General features: G+C 40.6%; 17 protein-coding genes and 2 pseudogenes. All 19 read right to left on the reverse strand.

The window, feature by feature from the left end; all coding sequences use genetic code 11:
* Positions 1–75 precede the first annotated feature (75 nt).
* A pseudogene (locus ACHBIF_RS09215) lies at positions 76–1,899 on the reverse strand (hypothetical protein); the annotation flags it as partial.
* A gap of 49 nt (positions 1,900–1,948) precedes the next feature.
* Positions 1,949–2,500 (reverse strand): hypothetical protein, encoded by a 552-nt coding sequence (locus ACHBIF_RS09220; RefSeq protein WP_394720078.1) that lies wholly within the window; start codon positions 2,498–2,500, stop codon positions 1,949–1,951.
* Positions 2,484–2,675: a calcium-binding protein gene (locus ACHBIF_RS09225; RefSeq protein WP_105148227.1), complete on the reverse strand. Its 192-nt coding sequence runs from the start codon at positions 2,673–2,675 to the stop codon at positions 2,484–2,486. Before ACHBIF_RS09225 ends, ACHBIF_RS09220 begins: the two co-directional genes overlap by 17 nt.
* Positions 2,672–7,570, reverse strand: a complete 4,899-nt coding sequence (locus ACHBIF_RS09230; protein WP_394720080.1) for an SspB-related isopeptide-forming adhesin — start codon at positions 7,568–7,570, stop codon at positions 2,672–2,674. Before ACHBIF_RS09230 ends, ACHBIF_RS09225 begins: the two co-directional genes overlap by 4 nt.
* Positions 7,567–7,857 carry a hypothetical protein gene (locus ACHBIF_RS09235; RefSeq protein WP_044980284.1) on the reverse strand — a complete coding sequence of 97 codons (291 nt, stop codon included), beginning with the start codon at positions 7,855–7,857 and terminating at the stop codon, positions 7,567–7,569. The genes ACHBIF_RS09230 and ACHBIF_RS09235 overlap by 4 nt, the downstream gene beginning before the upstream one ends.
* A 227-nt stretch (positions 7,858–8,084) precedes the next feature.
* Positions 8,085–8,306 (reverse strand): annotated as a pseudogene (locus tag ACHBIF_RS09240) (hypothetical protein); the annotation flags it as partial.
* A gap of 6 nt (positions 8,307–8,312) precedes the next feature.
* Complete coding sequence (locus tag ACHBIF_RS09245) at positions 8,313–8,879, reverse strand: nucleotidyl transferase AbiEii/AbiGii toxin family protein (RefSeq protein ID WP_394720082.1); 567 nt, start codon at positions 8,877–8,879, stop codon at positions 8,313–8,315.
* Entirely contained in the window at positions 8,876–9,469 is a 594-nt protein-coding gene (locus ACHBIF_RS09250; RefSeq protein ID WP_032510474.1) for a type IV toxin-antitoxin system AbiEi family antitoxin domain-containing protein, read from the reverse strand. The genes ACHBIF_RS09245 and ACHBIF_RS09250 overlap by 4 nt, the downstream gene beginning before the upstream one ends.
* Positions 9,470–9,590: 121 nt before the next feature.
* Positions 9,591–12,956: a VirB4-like conjugal transfer ATPase, CD1110 family gene (locus tag ACHBIF_RS09255; protein WP_394720085.1), complete on the reverse strand. Its 3,366-nt coding sequence runs from the start codon at positions 12,954–12,956 to the stop codon at positions 9,591–9,593.
* Positions 12,913–13,266 (reverse strand): PrgI family protein, encoded by a 354-nt coding sequence (locus tag ACHBIF_RS09260; protein WP_001097579.1) that lies wholly within the window; start codon positions 13,264–13,266, stop codon positions 12,913–12,915. The genes ACHBIF_RS09255 and ACHBIF_RS09260 overlap by 44 nt, the downstream gene beginning before the upstream one ends.
* A gap of 61 nt (positions 13,267–13,327) precedes the next feature.
* The gene (locus ACHBIF_RS09265) at positions 13,328–14,182 is read right to left on the reverse strand and encodes a conjugal transfer protein TrbL (RefSeq protein WP_170244846.1); all 855 of its coding nucleotides are present in this window, start codon (positions 14,180–14,182) and stop codon (positions 13,328–13,330) included.
* Between the two features lie 18 nt (positions 14,183–14,200).
* Positions 14,201–14,443: a hypothetical protein gene (locus ACHBIF_RS09270; RefSeq protein ID WP_001072171.1), complete on the reverse strand. Its 243-nt coding sequence runs from the start codon at positions 14,441–14,443 to the stop codon at positions 14,201–14,203.
* A 17-nt stretch (positions 14,444–14,460) separates the two neighbouring features.
* Entirely contained in the window at positions 14,461–16,278 is a 1,818-nt protein-coding gene (locus ACHBIF_RS09275; RefSeq protein WP_394720088.1) for a VirD4-like conjugal transfer protein, CD1115 family, read from the reverse strand.
* Entirely contained in the window at positions 16,278–16,766 is a 489-nt protein-coding gene (locus ACHBIF_RS09280; RefSeq protein ID WP_012775124.1) for a hypothetical protein, read from the reverse strand. The genes ACHBIF_RS09275 and ACHBIF_RS09280 overlap by 1 nt, the downstream gene beginning before the upstream one ends.
* A gap of 77 nt (positions 16,767–16,843) precedes the next feature.
* Positions 16,844–17,428: a CPBP family intramembrane glutamic endopeptidase gene (locus ACHBIF_RS09285; protein WP_394720091.1), complete on the reverse strand. Its 585-nt coding sequence runs from the start codon at positions 17,426–17,428 to the stop codon at positions 16,844–16,846.
* Positions 17,429–17,430: 2 nt separating this feature from the next.
* A complete protein-coding gene (locus ACHBIF_RS09290) occupies positions 17,431–17,664 on the reverse strand; it encodes a hypothetical protein (RefSeq protein WP_001005710.1) in 234 nt (77 codons plus the stop codon).
* Positions 17,665–17,672: 8 nt separating this feature from the next.
* Entirely contained in the window at positions 17,673–18,056 is a 384-nt protein-coding gene (locus ACHBIF_RS09295; RefSeq protein WP_024377751.1) for an arsenate reductase, read from the reverse strand.
* Positions 18,057–18,066: 10 nt separating this feature from the next.
* Positions 18,067–18,495: a hypothetical protein gene (locus ACHBIF_RS09300; protein ID WP_044980276.1), complete on the reverse strand. Its 429-nt coding sequence runs from the start codon at positions 18,493–18,495 to the stop codon at positions 18,067–18,069.
* On the reverse strand, positions 18,479–19,834 hold the full coding sequence (dcm, locus tag ACHBIF_RS09305) for a DNA (cytosine-5-)-methyltransferase (protein WP_394720094.1): 1,356 nt from the start codon (positions 19,832–19,834) through the stop codon (positions 18,479–18,481). The genes ACHBIF_RS09300 and dcm overlap by 17 nt, the downstream gene beginning before the upstream one ends.
* Positions 19,835–19,842 lie beyond the last annotated feature (8 nt).

Raw genomic sequence — 19,842 nt, forward strand, 5'->3', positions numbered from 1 at the left:
ATCGTCATTCCTCCTGCTATCTTTTTCTATTATTCTACCTTATTTGATAGTAGATTTAAAACTTTGCAACAGAACCGTCTCAACCTTATCTCTAGCAGTCTTTGGATAAAAGTCCGTCATATCTTCTGGAAAATAAAAGTCCGTTACTGGAATCTCTGGAATTGTTTCGGCGACTTCCTCTTCAGGAATTTGATTATCTGTTTCTTCAAGATCAGTATCGTTATGACCTTTTTCTGAACCATCTGGTTCCAATAGTCCAATACTCTGAACTGGCTCCTCTTCCAGAAATGAAAAAAGATTTAGTTCTTGGTCCGCTTCTTCTAACTCTGTTTGTGGTTCTGCCTTTGGCTGATGAAGTGCCTGACTGACTTCTTCCCAGGTCCTCACATAAAGAACTGGATTTTGTTCAATGATATCCGAAAAGTCATTAACTAACTCAATCCGAATCAAACCGTTCAATCGAGCATCGCTGACCGACACGACCTCAAAGTCCTGTCCCTTATAGGAAACCAATGACCCCAGAGGATAAGTGTCCAATACTCTCTGAACCAGTGGATTTTCCACTAACTCTTCATCAACAACTACTTTCGACTCAGCTTTCTCTAGCTTGCTTTTCCAATCTCTGAGGGTTAAATCTGGCTGATTACCTTTATCTTTTTCAAATTGCTCCGCATCTTCTCTGCTGAGTTCTTGATGTAAAAAGGCGTAGGCAACTTGTCGCAACTCTTCAATGGAAAGCTGGCTACCAAAGAAAAATTCAACCATTTCATGACTTAGTCCCATTTGGAGTAGTTCTGTCGCAAGGGCTAGTTGAGTTACCGTAGCTTTTGGATAACCACCTAGTAAAGCAAGCTCCGCATTTTTCAAACGAAAACGACCTGCCGCATCCAATAAAATACCGACTTGGTCTGATTCAAACTGAGATAGCTCAATCCCTAGCTGAGTCAATTTTTCTTGATTTTCTATCCTAATGGCTCGTCCAATTTTTTCTAATTCCTTTTCTTCGACTGTGGTCAGCGTTCGTTTCAGCTCATAGGGACTACCATCAGCTTCTAAATAGGTGAGTAACTCCTCGCCATCAAAGACTGGTGTCATTTCCATCTCAGTGTCAAAATCACCTCGTCTAAAACTTGGAACTCTGGAACGTTCATTTCGAATATGGTCAAAATATGTTAGAATCTCAAATTTACGTCGTAAAGATAACTCTTCATAGGCTGGTAGATGATTTGTTTTTCCAGTTCGGATATCCAGTTGGGACAAATCTACATCCAAACTAGCAATAACCAGAGAGCCCTCTTCTCGAAAAGATATTGCTTGATGAACACTTGTTTTGTGCTCATCAACAGTTTCTTCATTTTCTAGAACAGTTTCATCAGCTCTCGTTTCAAGCTCAGGCTCGTAAGTCAAGAGAAACTGCTCAATATCTCGGCTAATCCGATCCGCTAAATTATTAGCCACTCGATACACATTGACCAAATTAGCTCCCCTACTCTTTTGTAATAGAGAATCTGGTGAAATAGTTTGGTAGTGTCCATTTGAGTCTAATAGTTGAAAACGAGTGGCCAGATTGAACAAGGCCACTTCAATCACCAAGTCTTTTTCAGACGTCGATAGTTTGTCAAGTTTTTGGAGACCAGTTTGGCCGAATACTTGTGTATAGGTCAATAGATCATGAGCAGTATCATAAGGACTAGCCTGAACAAAAGCTGAAACATCTGTCTCAAAGTGAAGTACCTGAACAGGTCTTTTGAATTCCTGCCTATTGGTCATAAACTGATAAACGAGACTATCCCACTCCTCATCAAAATGCTCTGCTTGGTAATATAAAAACGCTTCAAGCAAGGCTCTATCACGAGGAATGGTTGCTCTCATCATTTGTAGTAAGACTTCTTGATTCATTATTCCCTCCCATTTTAAAAAGGCTGAGAGTGTTTCTCAGCCCTTTGTGTTAATCTAGGACCAAGGCTCGTTGGTCTCTTTCTTGTGGAATACCTCCCATTACAGTTGCCACATAGTGTTGTAAGAAATGACTTTTTTGGTCTAGTAACTCTTTCTGCAAAGCTAGGTGAACCAAGTCGCCAAAATAATCCTGACTGGAAATGGCTAAGTCCTGTTGAATCATAGCCTGTAAGGTTTCAAGACCGATTAAGGAATAGTCTTCACTATCCAAAATTTCATATTGATCCATCGTGTCAGAAAGACTATTCGAAGACATGACATCCATGATAAAACTAGTGCCTTCACCTGTTCGGTACAGCTTTTCCAGAATATCAGTCATATCAGCTCTTACTTCATCCTGATAACCTTCAACTTTAACTCGTAGCTCATCACTTATCAAGGACAGGTCATCTTCATCCATATAATCTTGATAAACCTGATTAAGAATTGTTCTATCAGAAATACTTAATTCCAATGAGAGAAAGGCTTTGATAAAATCTTGGTAATCGCCCTTCTCCATTTCAGACAAAGCCTCTTTCATGGTATCAAAGTTCCAAACCATCACACAACTCCTTTTGTGGAACTAGAGGCGATTGTCCAGATTGTAGCTCCTCTAAATCAGCTTGACCATCACCATCCGTATCAACAGACTGGGGATTGGTTCCCAAAGCCAGTTCCTGAGCGTCTGTCAAACCATCTTGGTCCGAATCCTTTTCATATATGGTTTTCGGATTCATCTATTCTCCTCCTTTTTCTTCAGTCCATAAGCTGAACCGAGTAAAATCCCAGCCCCAATCAAGCCCAAAAGGGATTCCTGTTCCCCGGTATTTGGCAAAACACTTGCTGGAACAGGCGGTTCAATAGTCTCAATTGGTGGTTGAGGTGGGGTGGGTTGATTTGGACTTGGTTCTTCAGGTTTAGGTGTATGTGTTACAACTGTATTTGAGCTTATGACATAACCATTCACTGTATGGAGATAGGTATTCTCCACCTGACCAGTCGCAATCCGTTTCATCTGAAGGTAAACATCTGCCTGAAAAGCTGAATCATCAGAGATAGTCTCTAAGAAGGATTTATCAAATGAAATTGACACTAGCCCATTTTCTGTATCCACCTGTTGCAAGGTATATTTCGTGACTTCTGTCCCCTCTTTTAAGACAGAACCATCTTTGAGGATGACATCCGTCATCAGATAACTGCGATAAACACCATTGTACTCATCATGCTTTTCATCATAGTTATCTTCAAAACTATATTCAAATAAATCAGTCGCACGATTACTTGGAATCAAAGCTCCAACCAAACGATAGTTAAAGGTTTGATGCAAGGCCACTTCTTTCCCGTCAAGGCTGTCATCTTTATGAGACAAGTCAATTACCACATCTTTTTGTGGGTCTAGTTTGGGAACATTATTGACCACTGTTTCCGTCACATAGGCCACACCAAAATCAATTTGATAAGCTGTATTTTCATACTGACCACCTGTTTTGGTCAACTCATTTTTAACCGTCATCGGAAGCGTGACAACTAAGGTTTGTCCAGTCTTCACATAGGTCTCATAAAAGGCTTTTGGATCATCGCTACTAAGGACTTGAATGGCTCCTTTAGGCGTAAACTGACGTTTAGCCATGGCATCTTGAACGACTTTCGGAGCTTCTGACAAACTTGCATAGGTGCTGACAGAGATACCAGATACACGATTGCCATCCTTATCCAAAACTTGAATACCATCATGATTTAGGGTAAGGGCTTCTTCTGGGTAATCATCTACCATGTAAAATCCCTTGGCAAGAACATCATCCGTCACCACCATGTCCTTGTATTGACTGTAATCCAGAACAATTTTGTAATAATTGACCGTATTCGGAAGGACAGTCTTTCCATCAATTGAAATGCCTTCTTGATTGGTGTTAGACTTGTGTGGAGTTACTTTAGGGACAAAATTGGTCACCGTGTTGGTTTCATAAGCTTGTCCAAAGTCCACCTGATAGGCCACGTTTTCATAAGACTTCCCTGAATTAAGCATGGTATCCAAAACCGTCATCGGAGTAACAATGGTAATATTCTCCCCCTTGGTCACATAAGATTCAAAAAAGGCTTGTGGGTCCTCAGGCATGAAAACTTGAAAAGCTCCTTTAGGCTGAATTTTTTGTTTCGAAAGGGCTGCTTGTAGCATTTTAGGAGCTTCTGATAATTGAGAATAAGCCTTCACCGTGATTCCTGAAACTGTTTTGCCATCAGATGTGATAAACTGAATAGCTGCTTCATCCGGCAATAAAGCTTCTTCTGGACAATCATCCACAAAGTAAAAACCTTGTGCAATCTGAGAGTTGTCTGCTTTAATCCCTCGGTATTGGTCCAAGTCCCATGAGAGAGTATAGTAATTTTGACTTCCCACTAGCATGGGCTTCCCATTGATATCCACTTTGTCTTTATTGAGGTTTTGTTTCTTGGGTTCTGGAGAAACAAGGGTGTTGGTCACTTCCTTGGTTTCATAGCCATTTCCAAAATCAACTTGATAAGCCTTGTTTGTATAAGTCTTAGTTTGACCATAGAGACTATCTTTCACCGTCATTTTAGTCAAAAGAGCTAAAGAAGTTCCTGTTTGAACATACTGGTCATAAAAGACTTGGTTGTCATCCGGCAAAAAGACTTGAAAGGCACCTGTCGGTGTAATCTTAGCACGAGCTAATTTATCTTGAAGGTCTTTAGGGGCTTCATTTAGTGAAGCATATGTTTTAACCGTTATTCCTGATACCTTCTGATCCTCAAGGGTTGTAACAGCCGTGCCATTTTCCACCACATCAAGCACTTCCTCTGGGTAATCGTCCACAAAGAAGAAGCCTCGTGCAATTGTCTCTTTAGCAGAACGATCTCCCTTATACTGGTCCAAATCCCAAATCAATCGGTAGTGGTTGGTTGTGCCAAGGGTTACGACCGTGTCATTAATGAGGACGCCATCCGCATTTTCATTGTTTTTATCTGGTGTAATGAGTGTAGTTGTCTCCCCATCACCTGGTGTACGAACCGTTACAACATTTGAAGTGACTGTGTAAGCATTGTTTGTGCCCTTGTTCAAAAGGAGTTTGTAACTATTGGAATAGGTTGCCCCATCATTTTGAACAGAACCATAGAGTTTTGGAGCGGTCAGTTGATAAACCTTGGTTAAATCTTTATTTACCTCCTGCAACAAGTTTTCCTTTGCAGTTAAGGTCACAAAATTCTTAGTCTCATCAAAGCCAAGGACATAGTTTCCATTCTCTTTTTGTGTTGTTTCCTTATCAAAGAGGTAACCAGCAGGCAAGTAGTCCTCAAAAATGAGACTAGTCGTTTGGGCACGATTGGGCGATAAGGCATCAACTGTTAAGGGATAAATCACCGTTGAATCTTTTGCGACAGTTTTCTCATGAAGATTAGCTTGGTCACTATTGACTACTTCTTTCATAATCTCTGGAGTTGTCGTCAAACGATAAGCGTGATAATGAACTGTCGGTACTTGTGGTGGAGTCGGAAGTTCTTTTGGAATAGGTTTGACAGGTAAGGTTACTTTGGTCAAGGACAGACTAGGCTGCACCACTTCTTCCAAAGGCTTTGGCGTAAAGGTTACAGGCTTTTCTGGTGTAAATGTTATAGGAGTAAAGACATCTGGTGTTACCGTAATAGGTTCTGGAACGGGTTCAAGATCCACCGTTACATGAGGTTTGGGACTATAAGGTGTCACTGTACGTGCAACTGGTAGGGTATTTAAGGCGAACCAGTATGACAAGCCAACATTCTGTGGCATATCGCCTTGCCCAAAGGTGACTGTGTAGGTATTTCCTGATGTAACTGTTGAGACAATAGCTCCTTTATAAGCATAACGACTTGATGTGGTATCCCATTCCTCAGGTAAATTCAAATCACTTGCACGGTTGGAACCCAAAGAACGCGCTAGACCTTCATTAGTCACTTGAACGGTAGAACCATTAATCGGAACAAATTTCCCAGATGAATCTTTAACATATTCTAAACCAATGTCATTATGATTGAGGGAAGAATGTGTGAAGACTCCTGGCTTTTCTTTGGAGAAGGTGACTTGTGAACCGTCTTCCAAGTAATACTTGGCAACTACACGAAACTCCATCCTGTCTGTTCGCCAGTCACCGTTTCCGTCATTTCGATAGGCAATAAAGCCCTCGGTTGGATCATTTGGCACAACCAATTTCACGGCATTGGTTCCAGCTGGTGATACTAGGTTGGTAATATCGTAAGTCACACGGCTAATCTTTTTCCTATCAAATCGTGCATTTTGAAGATTTTGATAATTAAAACTAAGAGTCTCACCTGTTTTGAAGCTGTCATAGACAAAGAATCCTGTTGAATCCAAAATTCTTGAGTAGCCACCCAGCAAAGCATCGCCAGTTGAAATAATCTGATCAGGATTTCGGGTATTGGCTCCATGTTGTGCTTGTGGCTCACCGTTATTTAGATTGAGGGCTTGAGCAAGGGCTTCAGAAATATAACCTTCTTCACCTTTTGAAATCTCGGCCAAATCACGTTGATAGCATTCCAATTCTTTGGCATTATAGGCATCAATCGCTTCATTCTCTTTTCTGACTGCGGCTTCTTTTTCCTGATTGCGTTTGGTAATAGCTTCAATCTCGGCTGCACGATCTGAAACTAATTGTTGTTTCTCCTGATTAGCTTGATCTACTGCGGCTTGACCTGCACGGTTTTCAGCATCTACAGCTGCTTGACCTGCCTGATTACGCCTTTCAATGGCTTCATTATCTGCCTTTGCCTTAGCAAGTCCAGCTTCATTTTCTTTTTGAATGGCCTGGTTTTTCGCAACAATATCATCTGCCTTGGCTTTCTTTATTAGATAATCCGCTACAGCTTGCTCGTTAGTTGATTGAATACTTTCAACACCCTTGCCATAGTTTGTATAGTCAAGTACAGATGTCCCATTTCTTGATGAAACTACTTGTTCTTTTACTGTCACGTCAGCATCTGCATACTGGGATTTTAAGTCATTGACTTTGGTATCAACCCAAGCATTTGTCTCTTTACCAGTTTGGTTGGCCCCCTCGTAGGCCTGTGACAGCACCTTATTTTCCTGTTCAATGCGGGCTTTATTCGATTCGTATGTCGCTTTGTCAGCTTTGTAGGTTTCAGTAACTTCATTGATAGCCTCAACTTGGTTTTGGGCATCTGCTTCTGCTTTTGAAATTTGTTGGTTGGTTTCAGTCGCTGATGTCGTATTGCCCAAATCCATTGGACTATCTTCAACCGTAGAAACACCTTCAGCCTTTGCCTGTTCCACTGCTTGTTTTACCGTATCATGTGGTACGGTGACAGCAATAGCTCCATTAGATTGTCCAGTTGACCCTAAACTTTCAGTTTGTTCAGAAACAGGGGTTGGTTGTGCTTCTGGTAAATTCGTGGCTGGATTCTCCGTTCGTTGAATGGTGGTGTCAACTGATGATGAGACTTCATCAGCATGTGCAACCGTTCCTCCCCAAGCAACAACAGCCGTCACCATGGTTCCAAGGGCAACGGAACATAGAGTGCGATATTTTTTACTCTTGCGAAAGACGTGTTTCTCGCCTTTTTCCTGATTGACAAGAAAGTGATGATTACATGTTTTGGTCATAAATAGTCCTTCTTTTCTTTTTTATGTAGCAACAAACTGTCACTCTTTATTAGATACGAGGGCGTTAAGCGAGCACGACAAAAATAGGAGTTTTGACGAAGAACTTTCCGTTCTAAGAGAAACTCTCTTTTTTGTACAGCTCGTAGCCCAAGTTCAATACCATCATAAAAAAGAAGGCTTGATTTTGTTATCACAATCAGTTCAGGGAAAAGAAAAAAGCTATCGGAAGCACAACCGATAACCTCTGAAGAATACTTAAAAATAAAAAAAGAGGAGGACTGACGCATCAGACCCTCCCAGACGTGACTAGCACGCCCCAATTCGATACAACAATAATACCATTAATTTCGTTTTTTGTAAATAAACTTACTTATTTATTGAATTGACAACTTCTATCGTTATACTCTATTGCAAAACTAAAATGAAGCCATGACGTGAACACAAATCTACAAAATTAGTATTTCTAGACTTTCGGAATATACTTTTTTAACAACTCTATATGATTAAATTATGACGAAATAACTCGATTTGTTTCATTTGCCCGTCCATAAAGAAAGTCTTCTTCTACGAATTTAGGATTCCCTGGCCAAGCAAAGATTCCTGTTCCTAATTTAGTATAGAACCAAGAATGCCTAATCTCATCCTTTTCCTCTTCTTTGGGAATCAAGGATAATCTTTCTTCATTGAACGTAAAGAAGAATTCATACCCCATCATCTGTAAAGTTCCTGTCAGCATATAAAACTAAACCTCCAAATGATTTAAAATAATTGCTACTATGTCCACTGATTCCTCAAAACTCGTTTCACTTGCATATCTGAAAGATTTTTGATAACGAGACCAAAGCTGTTTCTGATAGTCAGATCTACGTAATGTCTCTAATTGCTCTTCCCAATTTATCAAAATATCTAAACTTTCTCTTTTTTTAGCAGTATTGTGCAAAGCAGTATTCAATATGTGTACATCAATCTCATCTTGTCGAATTGGCTCTAACTTATCAATTTCAAATTGGAAACCTTCAGAAGGTCGATTGATTATTTCTTTGAAGATTGATTGAATACTTTCTTCGTTAAGAGGTTTATCTTTCAGGGTAACATCTAAATCCATTGTTGTCCGTTTATCTAAGCCAATCATCTGTCCGATAAGAAATCCACCTTTCACAATGAAAGAATCTTTATACCTGCTCTCTGAGATGAGTTTTAAAACTTGTTCAATCAGAAAATTTTGCTGAACTTGTTGAGCAGGTATTCCTTTTTCTCTTGCAATATTCTTGACTTTTGCTTTGAAACTATTAGCATTTGAAAATTTCACGACAAGACCTCCACATATGATTGTAGTTTTTCAGTTACTTTAAATAGATGTGCATAGTGATACAACTTAGTATAATCTACAACTCCTTTTTTGAAGTAAGCTTGAAAAGCTGGGGCAATAACTTGAATATCAACATGGTAAGCTGTTCTCAAACACTCAACTAATGTTCGTTCCATATCATATACTGAGATAAACTGTCCAGCCTGTCGCTCCAGTCTAATAATACCGATTTCATGATACTTTCTAGCGACGATTGGCTTGACACCAGCTTCTTTCATTGGCCTCGTATTTGTCCCGAAAGAAAAAGTCATCACAGGCTCAAATGGAATGGTAAGGGACAGACCATGTAACCAAAGTGCTGTTTCTAAGGAATAAATTCCTTTTGGAAAACGGTACTGTAAACTAAAATAGTCATCGATATAAGTATCTGGCAGATGATAGATACCTCTTTCAATTGATTCCACTTTCCCTTTTGAGACTAATTGATTCAATTGTTGATAAGAAAAGTTAAGCTCTTCCATATCACGAAAAGTTATTACTCCATGATTATTTTTAATATAATTATAAACGGGTTTCTCTAACAAATCCATATCACCACCTCCAAAACAATATGCTAACACTTTAAAATAATGTTAGCACATTGTTTTAAAATAATCAACGATAAACGAAATAATATGCTAACATTTATTCATTTTGTTAGCATATCCTTTTTTATTTCGTCGTATACGCAAAACTCAAACTACTATCCACTCCTGATATTCTACGGAAGGTATAGTTTGGATTGCCATTGTAGTTGGTTTCGGAGATAAGGAAGGAGCCATCTGGGTAGACTTTCTCCACAAAAGCCACATGTCCGTATTCTGTTGGTGTGCCATGTCCTCCTCCCGCAAAGGAAAGGATAGCTCCTGCTTGTGGACTTGTCCCTGTCTCTCCACCGAGACTTGCGGCTGTTCGTACCCAATCTTGGCCATTGCCCATGGTACTGATAATTGGAATCTTCTCACCATTTTTACCTTTGAGTTTTAGCCCCAATTGGTTGATACGGGCTGCGACTCCCCAAGTACATTGGCCGTAAGCATATCCCATACCGTCACCACCTCCTGGAATAGAGTTTTCAAAAAGGTCTCCTCGTACAGCTTCAAGTGCTTTTGGATCACTTTGTGCTGTCCCACCGTTAGGTTGACTAAAGCCTTTTTCAATTTGGTAATACCACTCACTTGCTCTTGTCTGACGTTCAAGTAGCTTATCACCACTATTTCCTTCCCAGTAAATGAGAAAGAGTTGGGCGAGACTAGCTGGACTACCTGTATTTTTGAAGAAGTCCTTTAACCAGTTGGTGTAATAAGGACTATCCCCATGCAACATGAAATCCAGTTGTAAACCTAAGTCATACCATTTTTGATCTTTTCCTTTGGCATATTCCAACAATAAAGTATGTCTGCGTGACCCATCCGAGGTATCTGTCCATTGTCCTAAGCCTAAACCACGTTTGAGAATATTTGGGTAACGCCCATTATATATAGTTGGACCATTGAGTGAAAGCCAGCCCTCATCATCCCACGAACCGTCTGTCGCACCAATAGGGGGAGATAGATAGTCGCCCTCCGCACGCTTGGGATTAATAGAGGATTCTACCGACCAATTTCCTAAAATAGCTGCGATAGCTTGATTGGTCGCACCTTTGCTTTTAAGATAGTCATAAATTGCCTTGGCTCTCTCGAACTCATCGCCGCCAAACTGCCCGATAGTTGGAAGAATGGTGGTCTGAACCTGAATCACTTTTGGAAAGTAGAATGCTGGATTGACATAGACCAACTTATCCGTGTCATCATCAACCTTTTGATAGGTGACTTTTAGACCCGTTCCGTCTTTGGTTTGACCAATAATGTCTCCTGCCATGACTTGTTGATGTTCACTCACTCGACCTGAATGAATGCCAAACAAGGTTAGTTTAGTCTTATTGACTCCCTTACCAGATGTCAAAACAACGTTCTCCCCATCAAGAGATACCTTGCCATCCATCGGAGCCACAATGACTTGACCTTCTTTTGCTTCTAAGATGATATGGTGATGAAGCGTTGGTTTTTCATCAATGACCTCATAACCATATCGGTATAACATACTTAAACTATCTTCATCAGTCTGTCCTTGAAAGGGATTATCCAATTCTTGAAGGGCTAAATAGTTGCCTTCTTCGGTCAACTCCTTTAGTTCTTCTTGGTCCTCATCTGACAGCTTGTAAGCAGGTTCTTTATACAAGTCAGACATGGATTTAATAGAGTCTCCACCATTTAAGTCCGTCCAGACTTGACTGAGAAATGCTTTGTAGGTCGCACCACCTGTTTCCATGACATCGTCAAGCTTGTAGTCTTGGTATTGATGATTCATGTAAACCATAACCTCATCAATCTTGGTGTAATAGGTAATTCCCTTTTCGTTGGATCTAGTATGCTCCGCATCTTCCCACGTCATGTGGGTATAGGCCTTGGTCAATTCCATCTCATCTTGTTGAATGACACTGCTACCTGAGACACTCATGAAAAAGCTCATCATCAAAAGGAGTATCAAGAGAATGCCTGAGACAATCCAAGTCAAAGGATTTCCCGCAAGGACAGAAAAGAAAGTCATACTTCCCTTAATGGCTTGGACGATTCCTTTGAAACCTGCGACACTTTGTTTTCTGGCATGCTTTAAAAAGGTTTGGTAGCGTCTTCTTGGTTTAAGAGGTTGCTGGCGTGTGAATCCTTTTCCCTTTTTGAAGTTGATGATATTACTTGAGATTTGATTGATACCATAAAATTTCCCACCCTTGTCCTGAATATCTACGGAAGTCCAAGGGGCATTCACGGCAATGTTTGAAGTCAATAGAGACCGAGAAACACCTTCGAGATAGTTCTTCCCAAATGGCAAGAGACTATTAAAAGCAGCTTCTTGCATATAGGTCAAATTATCAATAATCATATCATTAGACCCTGCCACTTGCTTGATAATATCAAGAGATTGTTTGAGTTGGTCTTCAGTATCCGCAAGCACGCCAATTAGAAATACGGTGTCAAACAGTTTATCTCCTGTCTGGGTCATGGTTTGAAGAAGAGCTTCTGCTTCATTGATGTTGTTCTCAAGAACATGGCCGACCTTCTCCAAATAGATTCCAGTCCGAGCCATCTTTTGTTGTTCCCCAATCTTTTGCGATTCCATCAAGGTCTTCTTGGTTCGTAGCTTGGTCATGGTTTCAGACTTGGTAGAGCCTTTAGCATGTAAGCTAATCATCACTTCCAAATCTGACTGCATCAAGTCTCTAATAAATTTATCCCCTAGCTCAATACCATAGTCACGAACATAGACAATCTGTAATAATCGATCGTCCAATTCAATATGATTCTTGTGTTTAAAGGAAAGATAGGTTGGTGCAATAAAGTGTTTGGTAGTTTGACCTGAGAGGGTCAAATCCTTGTAAGAGAACGGTAAATGATTTTCACCTCGCAACATATCCGCAAGGACATTCACTCGTTCCTCTCCACCGAGTAGACCAAGAGATACATCAATCTCTGAAAAGCCACTCTTGAAATATTCTCCAATTTGTGACAGAGAACGAAAAGCTAGTTTTGGTGTTTGGTCGCTCTTGCCAAATGAAAGAAACTTGACAGCTGAAAAGTTGTTCTCACCCGCCTCTAAGTTGGCATCCATCATGCGATTTAATTCATCACGATAAGCATCAAACCCATCTTCCTGTAAGGGATAGAGGATACTCTTACGGAATTTTTCCAGATTGACCTTTTGATTGAGGATGGTCAGTTGGAAATTAGTCTTATCATCCAGTGAATTGATTAAATCGGAATATTTCTCAACAATAGCTCCCTTATCATCTAAGCCAACTGTTTGATAATTGACATCTCCTAAGAGATAGGTTTGTGAGAAATAGCTTGGACTGACCTGCATAAGGCCATTCTGAAAAAGCCCTTGATAGGCTAACGTATTTACGGTAGAAGGTCTGATCTCCTGCTTCTGCGTTTTCGTCTTTTGCTTTTTGTCATTAGAAGAGGTCTTTGGTTTCATTAAGTGTTTTAATTTTTTCACGTTGGTCTCCTTTTCTTCCAGTAAATGTACGATCTGGTACTGTTAGTTCATAATGAAAACGGTACTTGAGGTAGGTTTCAAATGGTAAATCATTAGGGCGATAGACCCCAAATAACATGAGTGGAATGGTAAAGCTAAAAACAAAACCATAGACAAACCAATCCCCAAATTGCCAATAAAATAGGTTCAAGCCCAGTACCAAAATGGTTAGGGCGACAGCTGGAAATACAAAAATAACCTGTCTAGTTGTAAATCCTAGCCATGCCCTGTGTTGAACCTTTGAGATATCCTTAAAGACACGAGTGTTCATAAATGTTCTCCAATCTAAGTAAGCTATAAAAAGAGGAAGCGAGATAATGACTCCCTTCCTCCTACATCCCCAAAATACTTCGGGCGGTTCGTTGACTGCCAACTAAGGCAATGATTAACAATATAGCCTGTACCAAGCCACCAAACATAATGGCGAGTGATTCCATCACTCCAGCTCCATTTGATACGGCAATCTTTCCAGCCGATTCAAACAAGGGAACAAGAGATACAATTAGAAAAATCAAAATACCTTGAATGGCATAGACCATGATGTTTTTAAGGTAACCAATCCCAACACTTCTCCAGTCATCACTAAGGAAGGTCGGAATGGTAACAGGGGCAAAAGGAATCATCAGATAGAGTTGGATAAAGCGAATGGTAATCAAGATATTGACAACCATGATGCTGGCCATTCGTACCAACCAAATGAGAATCGCAAAAAAGCCAATAATCATTTTTCCTACAATCCCAGATCCCTTGATGCCTGAGATGGTATCGTAATTAGCACCACCATTTGTGACAAGCCCTGCCACTTGTTCAATAACATAAGAGGCAAGAGCGATAATGGCTTCCACAATAACCGTCGTATTGGTAATCACGACCGCGACCATAATGTAGCTGACAATCATAGGTGCCATGGCTTCAAAGGTCATCGCACCACCTGAGTTTGCGATTTTCTTGGCCATTTTTGAAAATTCAAGTACAAGAACAACTGCTAGAATAGCCACACCCAATGGCTGCATTATCCCCTTAGTAATGGCTGTCATGTAAGACCACACCGTCGGATTAAAGTCTGCCAGTGATTTAACCAAGTTAGCGGTTGATTCTAAATCGACCTGAAACCCTTCAAAAAGGCTATCGCTTGACACTTTTTCAGAGGCTAGAAATACAAAAGGTGACGTAAAATTCATCATCATGTCATGTTCTGACCTCCTCTAAATGGTAATCTGTGTCACAAAAGCACCTGCGGCTCCCACCATGACACCACCAACAATTTCTAGAATGGCATTTCGGACACCTGGCCCACCATCTTTAATGTTGGTTGAAAGGTTGATAATGCCCATGACAACAAGAAAGGCTCCTACTGCAATCAAACCTTTTTGTAATAGAGACATAGCTTGGGAGAACATGGAGCTAGCGTCCACTCCGTAAACAAAGCCTGATAGTTTTTGATTCATATAATTCCTCATTTCTATTAATGTAGTGTCGTTTCTGTGCTTAAATCCCTTATTTTATGGCCTGACAAATCTACCTCTTCCTCAGCAGCTAGGGGATCGATGTGGTAGTGCCACCAGCGTTCATCAGATTCCTTATCCGCAAGCCATTTCCAATTCTTATGTTTGAGTGAAAAATATTTCTTGGTTCGAAAAACAGGAACCCCTGCAATGCGTACAAGACACTCATCTCGTTTCATATTCCCTACTTCATCAGCCGTCATCAAGTCACGGGCAATTTTCTGGTGAGAGGTAGAACTTGAGCCAGTCTGCCCAAAAGAACGACTGGTACTTCTGACATCAATGGTTTGTTTGCCTAATAGACCACTCATAAATTTGAAAGTTTCCTCGTCATTCCCACCCAAATAGAGGAGGCTGTCACAGTTCCCCAGTATAGTTTTCCAAGCCTCTTTTTCCTTATAAAGTCCTTGGAGTTGAGCAATATTTTGCAAGATTGGAACTAGACTCATGTTCCTAGAGCGAACTGTTGAGGTTTGTTCAGCAAAGTCTGGGATTTCTCCGACATTCGCAAACTCATCCAGATAGCTTCTAACATGAATCGGCAGTTGCCCTTTAAAGTCAACATCAGCCTGTCTGGTCAAAGTGGAGAAAACCGTAGAGAAAAATAAAGCAGATAGGAAACGAAAGGTCGTATCATTGTCTGGAATAACAAGATAGACCATGGTCTTTTGAGTGCCCCACGTTTTCAAATCCATAGTGTCTCTTTGCGTCAAATCAATCACCGATTGAATATTAAAAAGGGCGAACTTAGCGGTCGTCACAGCAATGACCGAATCCAAGGTCTTGTCCTTGTAGTTTTGGAAATCCGCCCAGTTTCGCATGGTAAAGTTTTCGTGACCATATTTTTTAGCATAATCTTCAAACAGGACTTCAAGAATACTTTTGTCCTGATTGTCTCCCTTTGATAAGAGTTTGATGAGTTTCCCAATCTCAGAAAAGGCTGGATAACGGCCATGCTTACGTCTTGCTTCCTGCTCTTGCTTGGAACTTCCTGGAGGATTGTAAAAATCCACCAAATAAGAGGCAATAGCTCTCACCAATGTCATGGAAGCCTCGTCCCAAAATGGATCACTGCGAGAACCAGACCCACGGGTATTGTTAAAATAGACCGTTAACATGCGGTTCAAATCATTCTCTGTTTCTACATAACGAAAGGGATTAAAACCGTCTGAATTGGTCATATTAACCAAGTCTAAAACCTTGACCTGATAACCGTTTTCTAAAAAGAGTTTACCTGTCTTCTCAGCCAAATGGTCTTTAGGATCTACGACAATATTGGAACAATTAAGTTGGATAAGATTGGGTTTAACAAATCGAAAGGTCTTGCCTGCCCCAGAACCCCCAATAACAATCAAGTTTTTATTTCGGTCAAACAGGGGCTTCTTCTTTTCCAACAAGGTTAGACGAACATCACGAGCCAAAATCGTGTCATTGAAAGGATTCTTACTGTAAAAGTTCCGCTTTTCCTTACTGGTTCCAAATCGTGCAGAACCGTATTCTTCCCCTTCTCGATAGACCTTCTGTCCTGTCGATACATAAAGATAGACTAGTGTCATCGTTAGAACCCCAAGGATAAAGGCAAGAAGAGATTTTTGAGTAAAAGCAAAAAGCCATAAAGGATTGAAAACCTGATTTAACCCCTCTCCTAAGAGGTAGGCAAATCGTTCCATAGGTGGGGCATTGGTTAAACTATCATAGAGTAGAGTTAGACGATGGCAGAAATAGCCAAAGGCGAGACCCAAGAGACCAAAGACAAATGCTTTTCGTCTTGAATACATTACAAGGTCACCTCCTTGGTTTTGACTGCCGAAGGTTCTGTCACTCTTATTCTTTCTTTGGCCAGTTCTATCTCTTGGTCCAAGGTTTTATCAAAAGTTAAACCTTCTAGTTTCTCTGGATTAGACATCAGTTTCTTCAACAATTCATCCAAGTAATGATCGAGCAAGGTCTTATCCTTGGCATAAAAGTAGAGATAGTCTTTTTGCCAACTAATTGCGATTGGCAGTTTTTCTGACTCCATCAACTCCTTAAATTTCTCCACATCGATTGGCTTATCCAGTATGTCTTTACTAACATCTATCGCTTCAATTGCATAAGGGCTTTGAAGGAGTTCTTCCAGTTTTTGAACCCCAATCTTATAAGCTGAATCTTGAGCTAAGGCTTGCCTAGCCGACCATTCTAAGAGCTTTAAGAGGGTTCTGACTGTCAATAAACTACTTCTTTCCACGTATTGCATCGCTTGACGTTCTTGTTGTTCAGATGACATGGTGACCTCCTCTTTTTTTCGATTCCCTCTCAAACATAAGGTGTTTCCATAATACGGAAACACTCTTGATTTTGGTATCACAAGAAAGTTACGACATAAGCCAAACTATTCCAAAGTAAATGTAAGATGATTGCCGTCATACAATCAGTTTTCAATCGAACAGCAGCCAAGGTCAAGCCAAGACAGCTATATATGAGCCAACTCCCTAACTGATTGGGGCCATGGGATAGAACAAAGAGAAAACTGGTCACGCCTATTTGTACAAAAGGGAATGTCAATTTTTCCCACAGCAATTGCCTATAAACAATCTCTTCAAGGAGACTTGCATTGACCAGAAACAATAAAAAGATAACATGTGGAACTTGTTTTCCTACTTGTAACAAGACCGCTTGATTCCTAGTCTGAACTGAAAATAGAAAGCTGATGAAGACTGCAAAAGCAACCATAGACACAAAACCAAGAAGCAACCATCTTAAGCGATTTTGTATGGTCATTTTTTTTGCTTGAACAGTTTTATGACGGGCAATTTCAAAGCAAGTCACACATAATAGGACCAATTGTAGCAAGACTATACCCTCTATTGTCAGATACTCTTTCAGGTATAAACTCACCAGAAGACCGTTAAGCTGTATAGCTAGATAAAACACCACTATCCTTATCATTGTCACCTCTTAAATAAATCTTCATAATCAATTTCTAAGACTAGAACAATACGCTCAACCCATCTTGTTTGTGGCATCAGACGATTGGATTTGTAATGTCGCAGTTTTTGATAGAGACGATTAAACTCACTTGGATAAACATATTGACCGTTGAATACTTTACGTGCTAGTTCTGCCCAAGTGAGTTCTTTTTCGGCCAGAATGATCTCTAAATTGTCCCAAAATCGTTCATTCATCTTCACACCTACCCTGTCACCTGTTTCATCAGACTGGCCTGAAACAGCTCTTCTTTTACTTGTCTGGGAAGAAAGGTACGCACTTCGTCTAGCCCAATAGCTGGATAGACATGATTCTGACAAACAATGAGAGGCAGACGAAGGTTTTGGTCTGGCTTTTGGAGAATGAGCTGAATCATCTCATTCAAACTTATCGAATATTGACGCTTAAAGCGAAGAAATCGTGGCGACAGCAACTCAAAACAATCCGTGGTTTTGGCAAAGAGTGACAGTAAGATTTCACGGTTTACATCACACGCATTTATACAACGATAAGTCACACCATAGGTCGTCAAAATGGTTAGTAAATCTTGATTTGTATTGGCATTATTTCCTAGATATACCTCAAGCATAGGCTCCTCCTTATAAGGTTAGGCTATTTTCAACTGTTGGTTCAGGAGTTGAGAAATAGCGACTCATATCAATGGGCATCCGTCCTTCACCAAAGCATTTGACCGTCACTAAAGTCGTTAAAATGCCATCCTTTCCTCTAGCAGAATAATTTTCACCAAAGGCACGAAAGGCAAGGTGATTGTCTTTCGTCAATAGTGTATCTACACCATTTTTAATATCCCTAGTTTCCAAAAAATCCGAAATCCGATAAAGATTGGATTCGTAGAATAGGGGATCATTCATCTCTTTGTGGTAATCATCTTCAAAAGTCACCTCAAAGTCACAATCAAAATTGGGGAGCGACAGTATCTTTTGTAGTAACTGATTGGTTTCAACTTGGTGAATACGTTCTTCTAATTCAGTACAATCTAAGATACTTTTCTTATGTAGTAGGTTCATATTTTTCTTCCTCTTCTATTCTTCTAAATTCTCTGGCAATAGCTTCAATAACTGTGACAGTCACGCTATTGCCGGCCTGTTTGTATAGCTGGCTCTTACTGGAAACACTTTCTGCTCTTTCATAAGCCCAGTCAGGAAAGCCTTGCAGTCTGAAACACTCTCTTGGTGTCAGTCGTCTTATTCTCAGGCGAAAAAGTTTCCCCTCTAAGACAATGCCTGTAACTTCATACCACTTATCCTGTCGATATTCCAAAGCAGCAACCACCACTCCCATATTGTCTGAAGTTGTCAAGGTATTGGATATTCCCTTTCCCACACGTCCCCTACGTTTGGTTGAGTCTGGATAAGCCAGATTGACAGAGTCTCCAAGAGTTGCCTTTGCGTACCCTGTTTTTGTGGCTTCCTTGATTTTCAGAAATGGCAGCTCCTCCCTCAGCAGTATCTTTGGAACCTTATCTCCACCTTGCATGGTGGTCAAGGTCGGTGACAAGCCAGAAATGTCAAATACTCTTCCAGTCTGGTCAAAGCTAGTCGGCAGATTTCCTGCGACAACAACCCCATGTTTGTCTTGACTGGTCAACGTAAACATGGGGTCTTGATTGTCCTTAAAACGACGCCCATGTTGGCGTTTTTCAAGTCTATCTGGTGTTAAGACTGGAATGGCAATTTTAACCCCCTCTCCTTTACCTCTCGTTAGTGTAGGAGAAAGTCCACTCGTCAGATAGACTTCACCATTCAAACCATGTTTTGAGGGATTGATATTTCCTAGCCTTTCAAGATGAGCTGGGCTGTCTTCTCCTCTGAGAGGAAATAGGAATCTGGAACGGTATCTTCTAGAATGTCCGATAATAAAGACCCGTTCTCTGTTTTGCGGGACTTGGAAGTCCTTACTGTTAAGCACCTGCCATTCGACATCATACCCCAATTCATCCATCGTGGAGAGGATTGTGGCGAACGTCCGTCCCTTGTCGTGATTGAGTAGGCCTTTGACGTTTTCCAAAAATAGAAAACGTGGTTGGATTTGTTTGGCCGCTCGAGCAATCTCAAAAAAGAGAGTCCCTCGAGTATCTTCAAATCCCAATCGTCTGCCTGCGAGTGAAAATGCTTGGCAAGGAAATCCCCCGCAGATGATGTCCACTTGCCCTCTAAATTGTCTAAAGTCATCGTCTGTGACCTCTTTAATGTCATGGTATTCTATTTCTCCTTCTGTGTTAAACATGGCTTTGTAGGATGTTCTAGCGAATTTATCAATTTCACAAAAGCCCAAACACTCATGGGCCTGTGATTCCATTCCTAGTCTAAAACCACCTATCCCAGCAAATAAATCTAAAAATTTCATTTTTCCTC

Origin of the sequence: Streptococcus sp. A11, from assembly GCF_043674225.1 — a bacterium.
GTDB classification, from domain to species: Bacteria; Bacillota; Bacilli; order Lactobacillales; family Streptococcaceae; genus Streptococcus; species Streptococcus suis_V.

Bases quoted from the DNA above. Each gene is read 5' to 3' on its own strand.
- ACHBIF_RS09270 (WP_001072171.1), bottom strand. From the start codon at position 14,443: ATGAATCAAAAACTATCAGGCTTTGTTTACGGAGTGGACGCTAGCTCC.
- dcm (WP_394720094.1), bottom strand. From the start codon at position 19,834: ATGAAATTTTTAGATTTATTTGCTGGGATAGGTGGTTTTAGACTAGGA.
- ACHBIF_RS09295 (WP_024377751.1), bottom strand. From the start codon at position 18,056: ATGCTTGAGGTATATCTAGGAAATAATGCCAATACAAATCAAGATTTA.
- ACHBIF_RS09250 (WP_032510474.1), bottom strand. From the start codon at position 9,469: ATGGATTTGTTAGAGAAACCCGTTTATAATTATATTAAAAATAATCAT.
- ACHBIF_RS09220 (WP_394720078.1), bottom strand. From the start codon at position 2,500: ATGGTTTGGAACTTTGATACCATGAAAGAGGCTTTGTCTGAAATGGAG.
- ACHBIF_RS09280 (WP_012775124.1), bottom strand. From the start codon at position 16,766: ATGTCATCTGAACAACAAGAACGTCAAGCGATGCAATACGTGGAAAGA.
- ACHBIF_RS09285 (WP_394720091.1), bottom strand. From the start codon at position 17,428: ATGATAAGGATAGTGGTGTTTTATCTAGCTATACAGCTTAACGGTCTT.
- ACHBIF_RS09300 (WP_044980276.1), bottom strand. From the start codon at position 18,495: ATGAACCTACTACATAAGAAAAGTATCTTAGATTGTACTGAATTAGAA.
- ACHBIF_RS09225 (WP_105148227.1), bottom strand. From the start codon at position 2,675: ATGAATCCGAAAACCATATATGAAAAGGATTCGGACCAAGATGGTTTG.
- ACHBIF_RS09260 (WP_001097579.1), bottom strand. From the start codon at position 13,266: ATGAACACTCGTGTCTTTAAGGATATCTCAAAGGTTCAACACAGGGCA.
- ACHBIF_RS09265 (WP_170244846.1), bottom strand. From the start codon at position 14,182: ATGATGATGAATTTTACGTCACCTTTTGTATTTCTAGCCTCTGAAAAA.
- ACHBIF_RS09275 (WP_394720088.1), bottom strand. From the start codon at position 16,278: ATGTATTCAAGACGAAAAGCATTTGTCTTTGGTCTCTTGGGTCTCGCC.
- ACHBIF_RS09290 (WP_001005710.1), bottom strand. From the start codon at position 17,664: ATGAATGAACGATTTTGGGACAATTTAGAGATCATTCTGGCCGAAAAA.
- ACHBIF_RS09235 (WP_044980284.1), bottom strand. From the start codon at position 7,857: ATGCGTCAGTCCTCCTCTTTTTTTATTTTTAAGTATTCTTCAGAGGTT.
- ACHBIF_RS09230 (WP_394720080.1), bottom strand. From the start codon at position 7,570: ATGACCAAAACATGTAATCATCACTTTCTTGTCAATCAGGAAAAAGGC.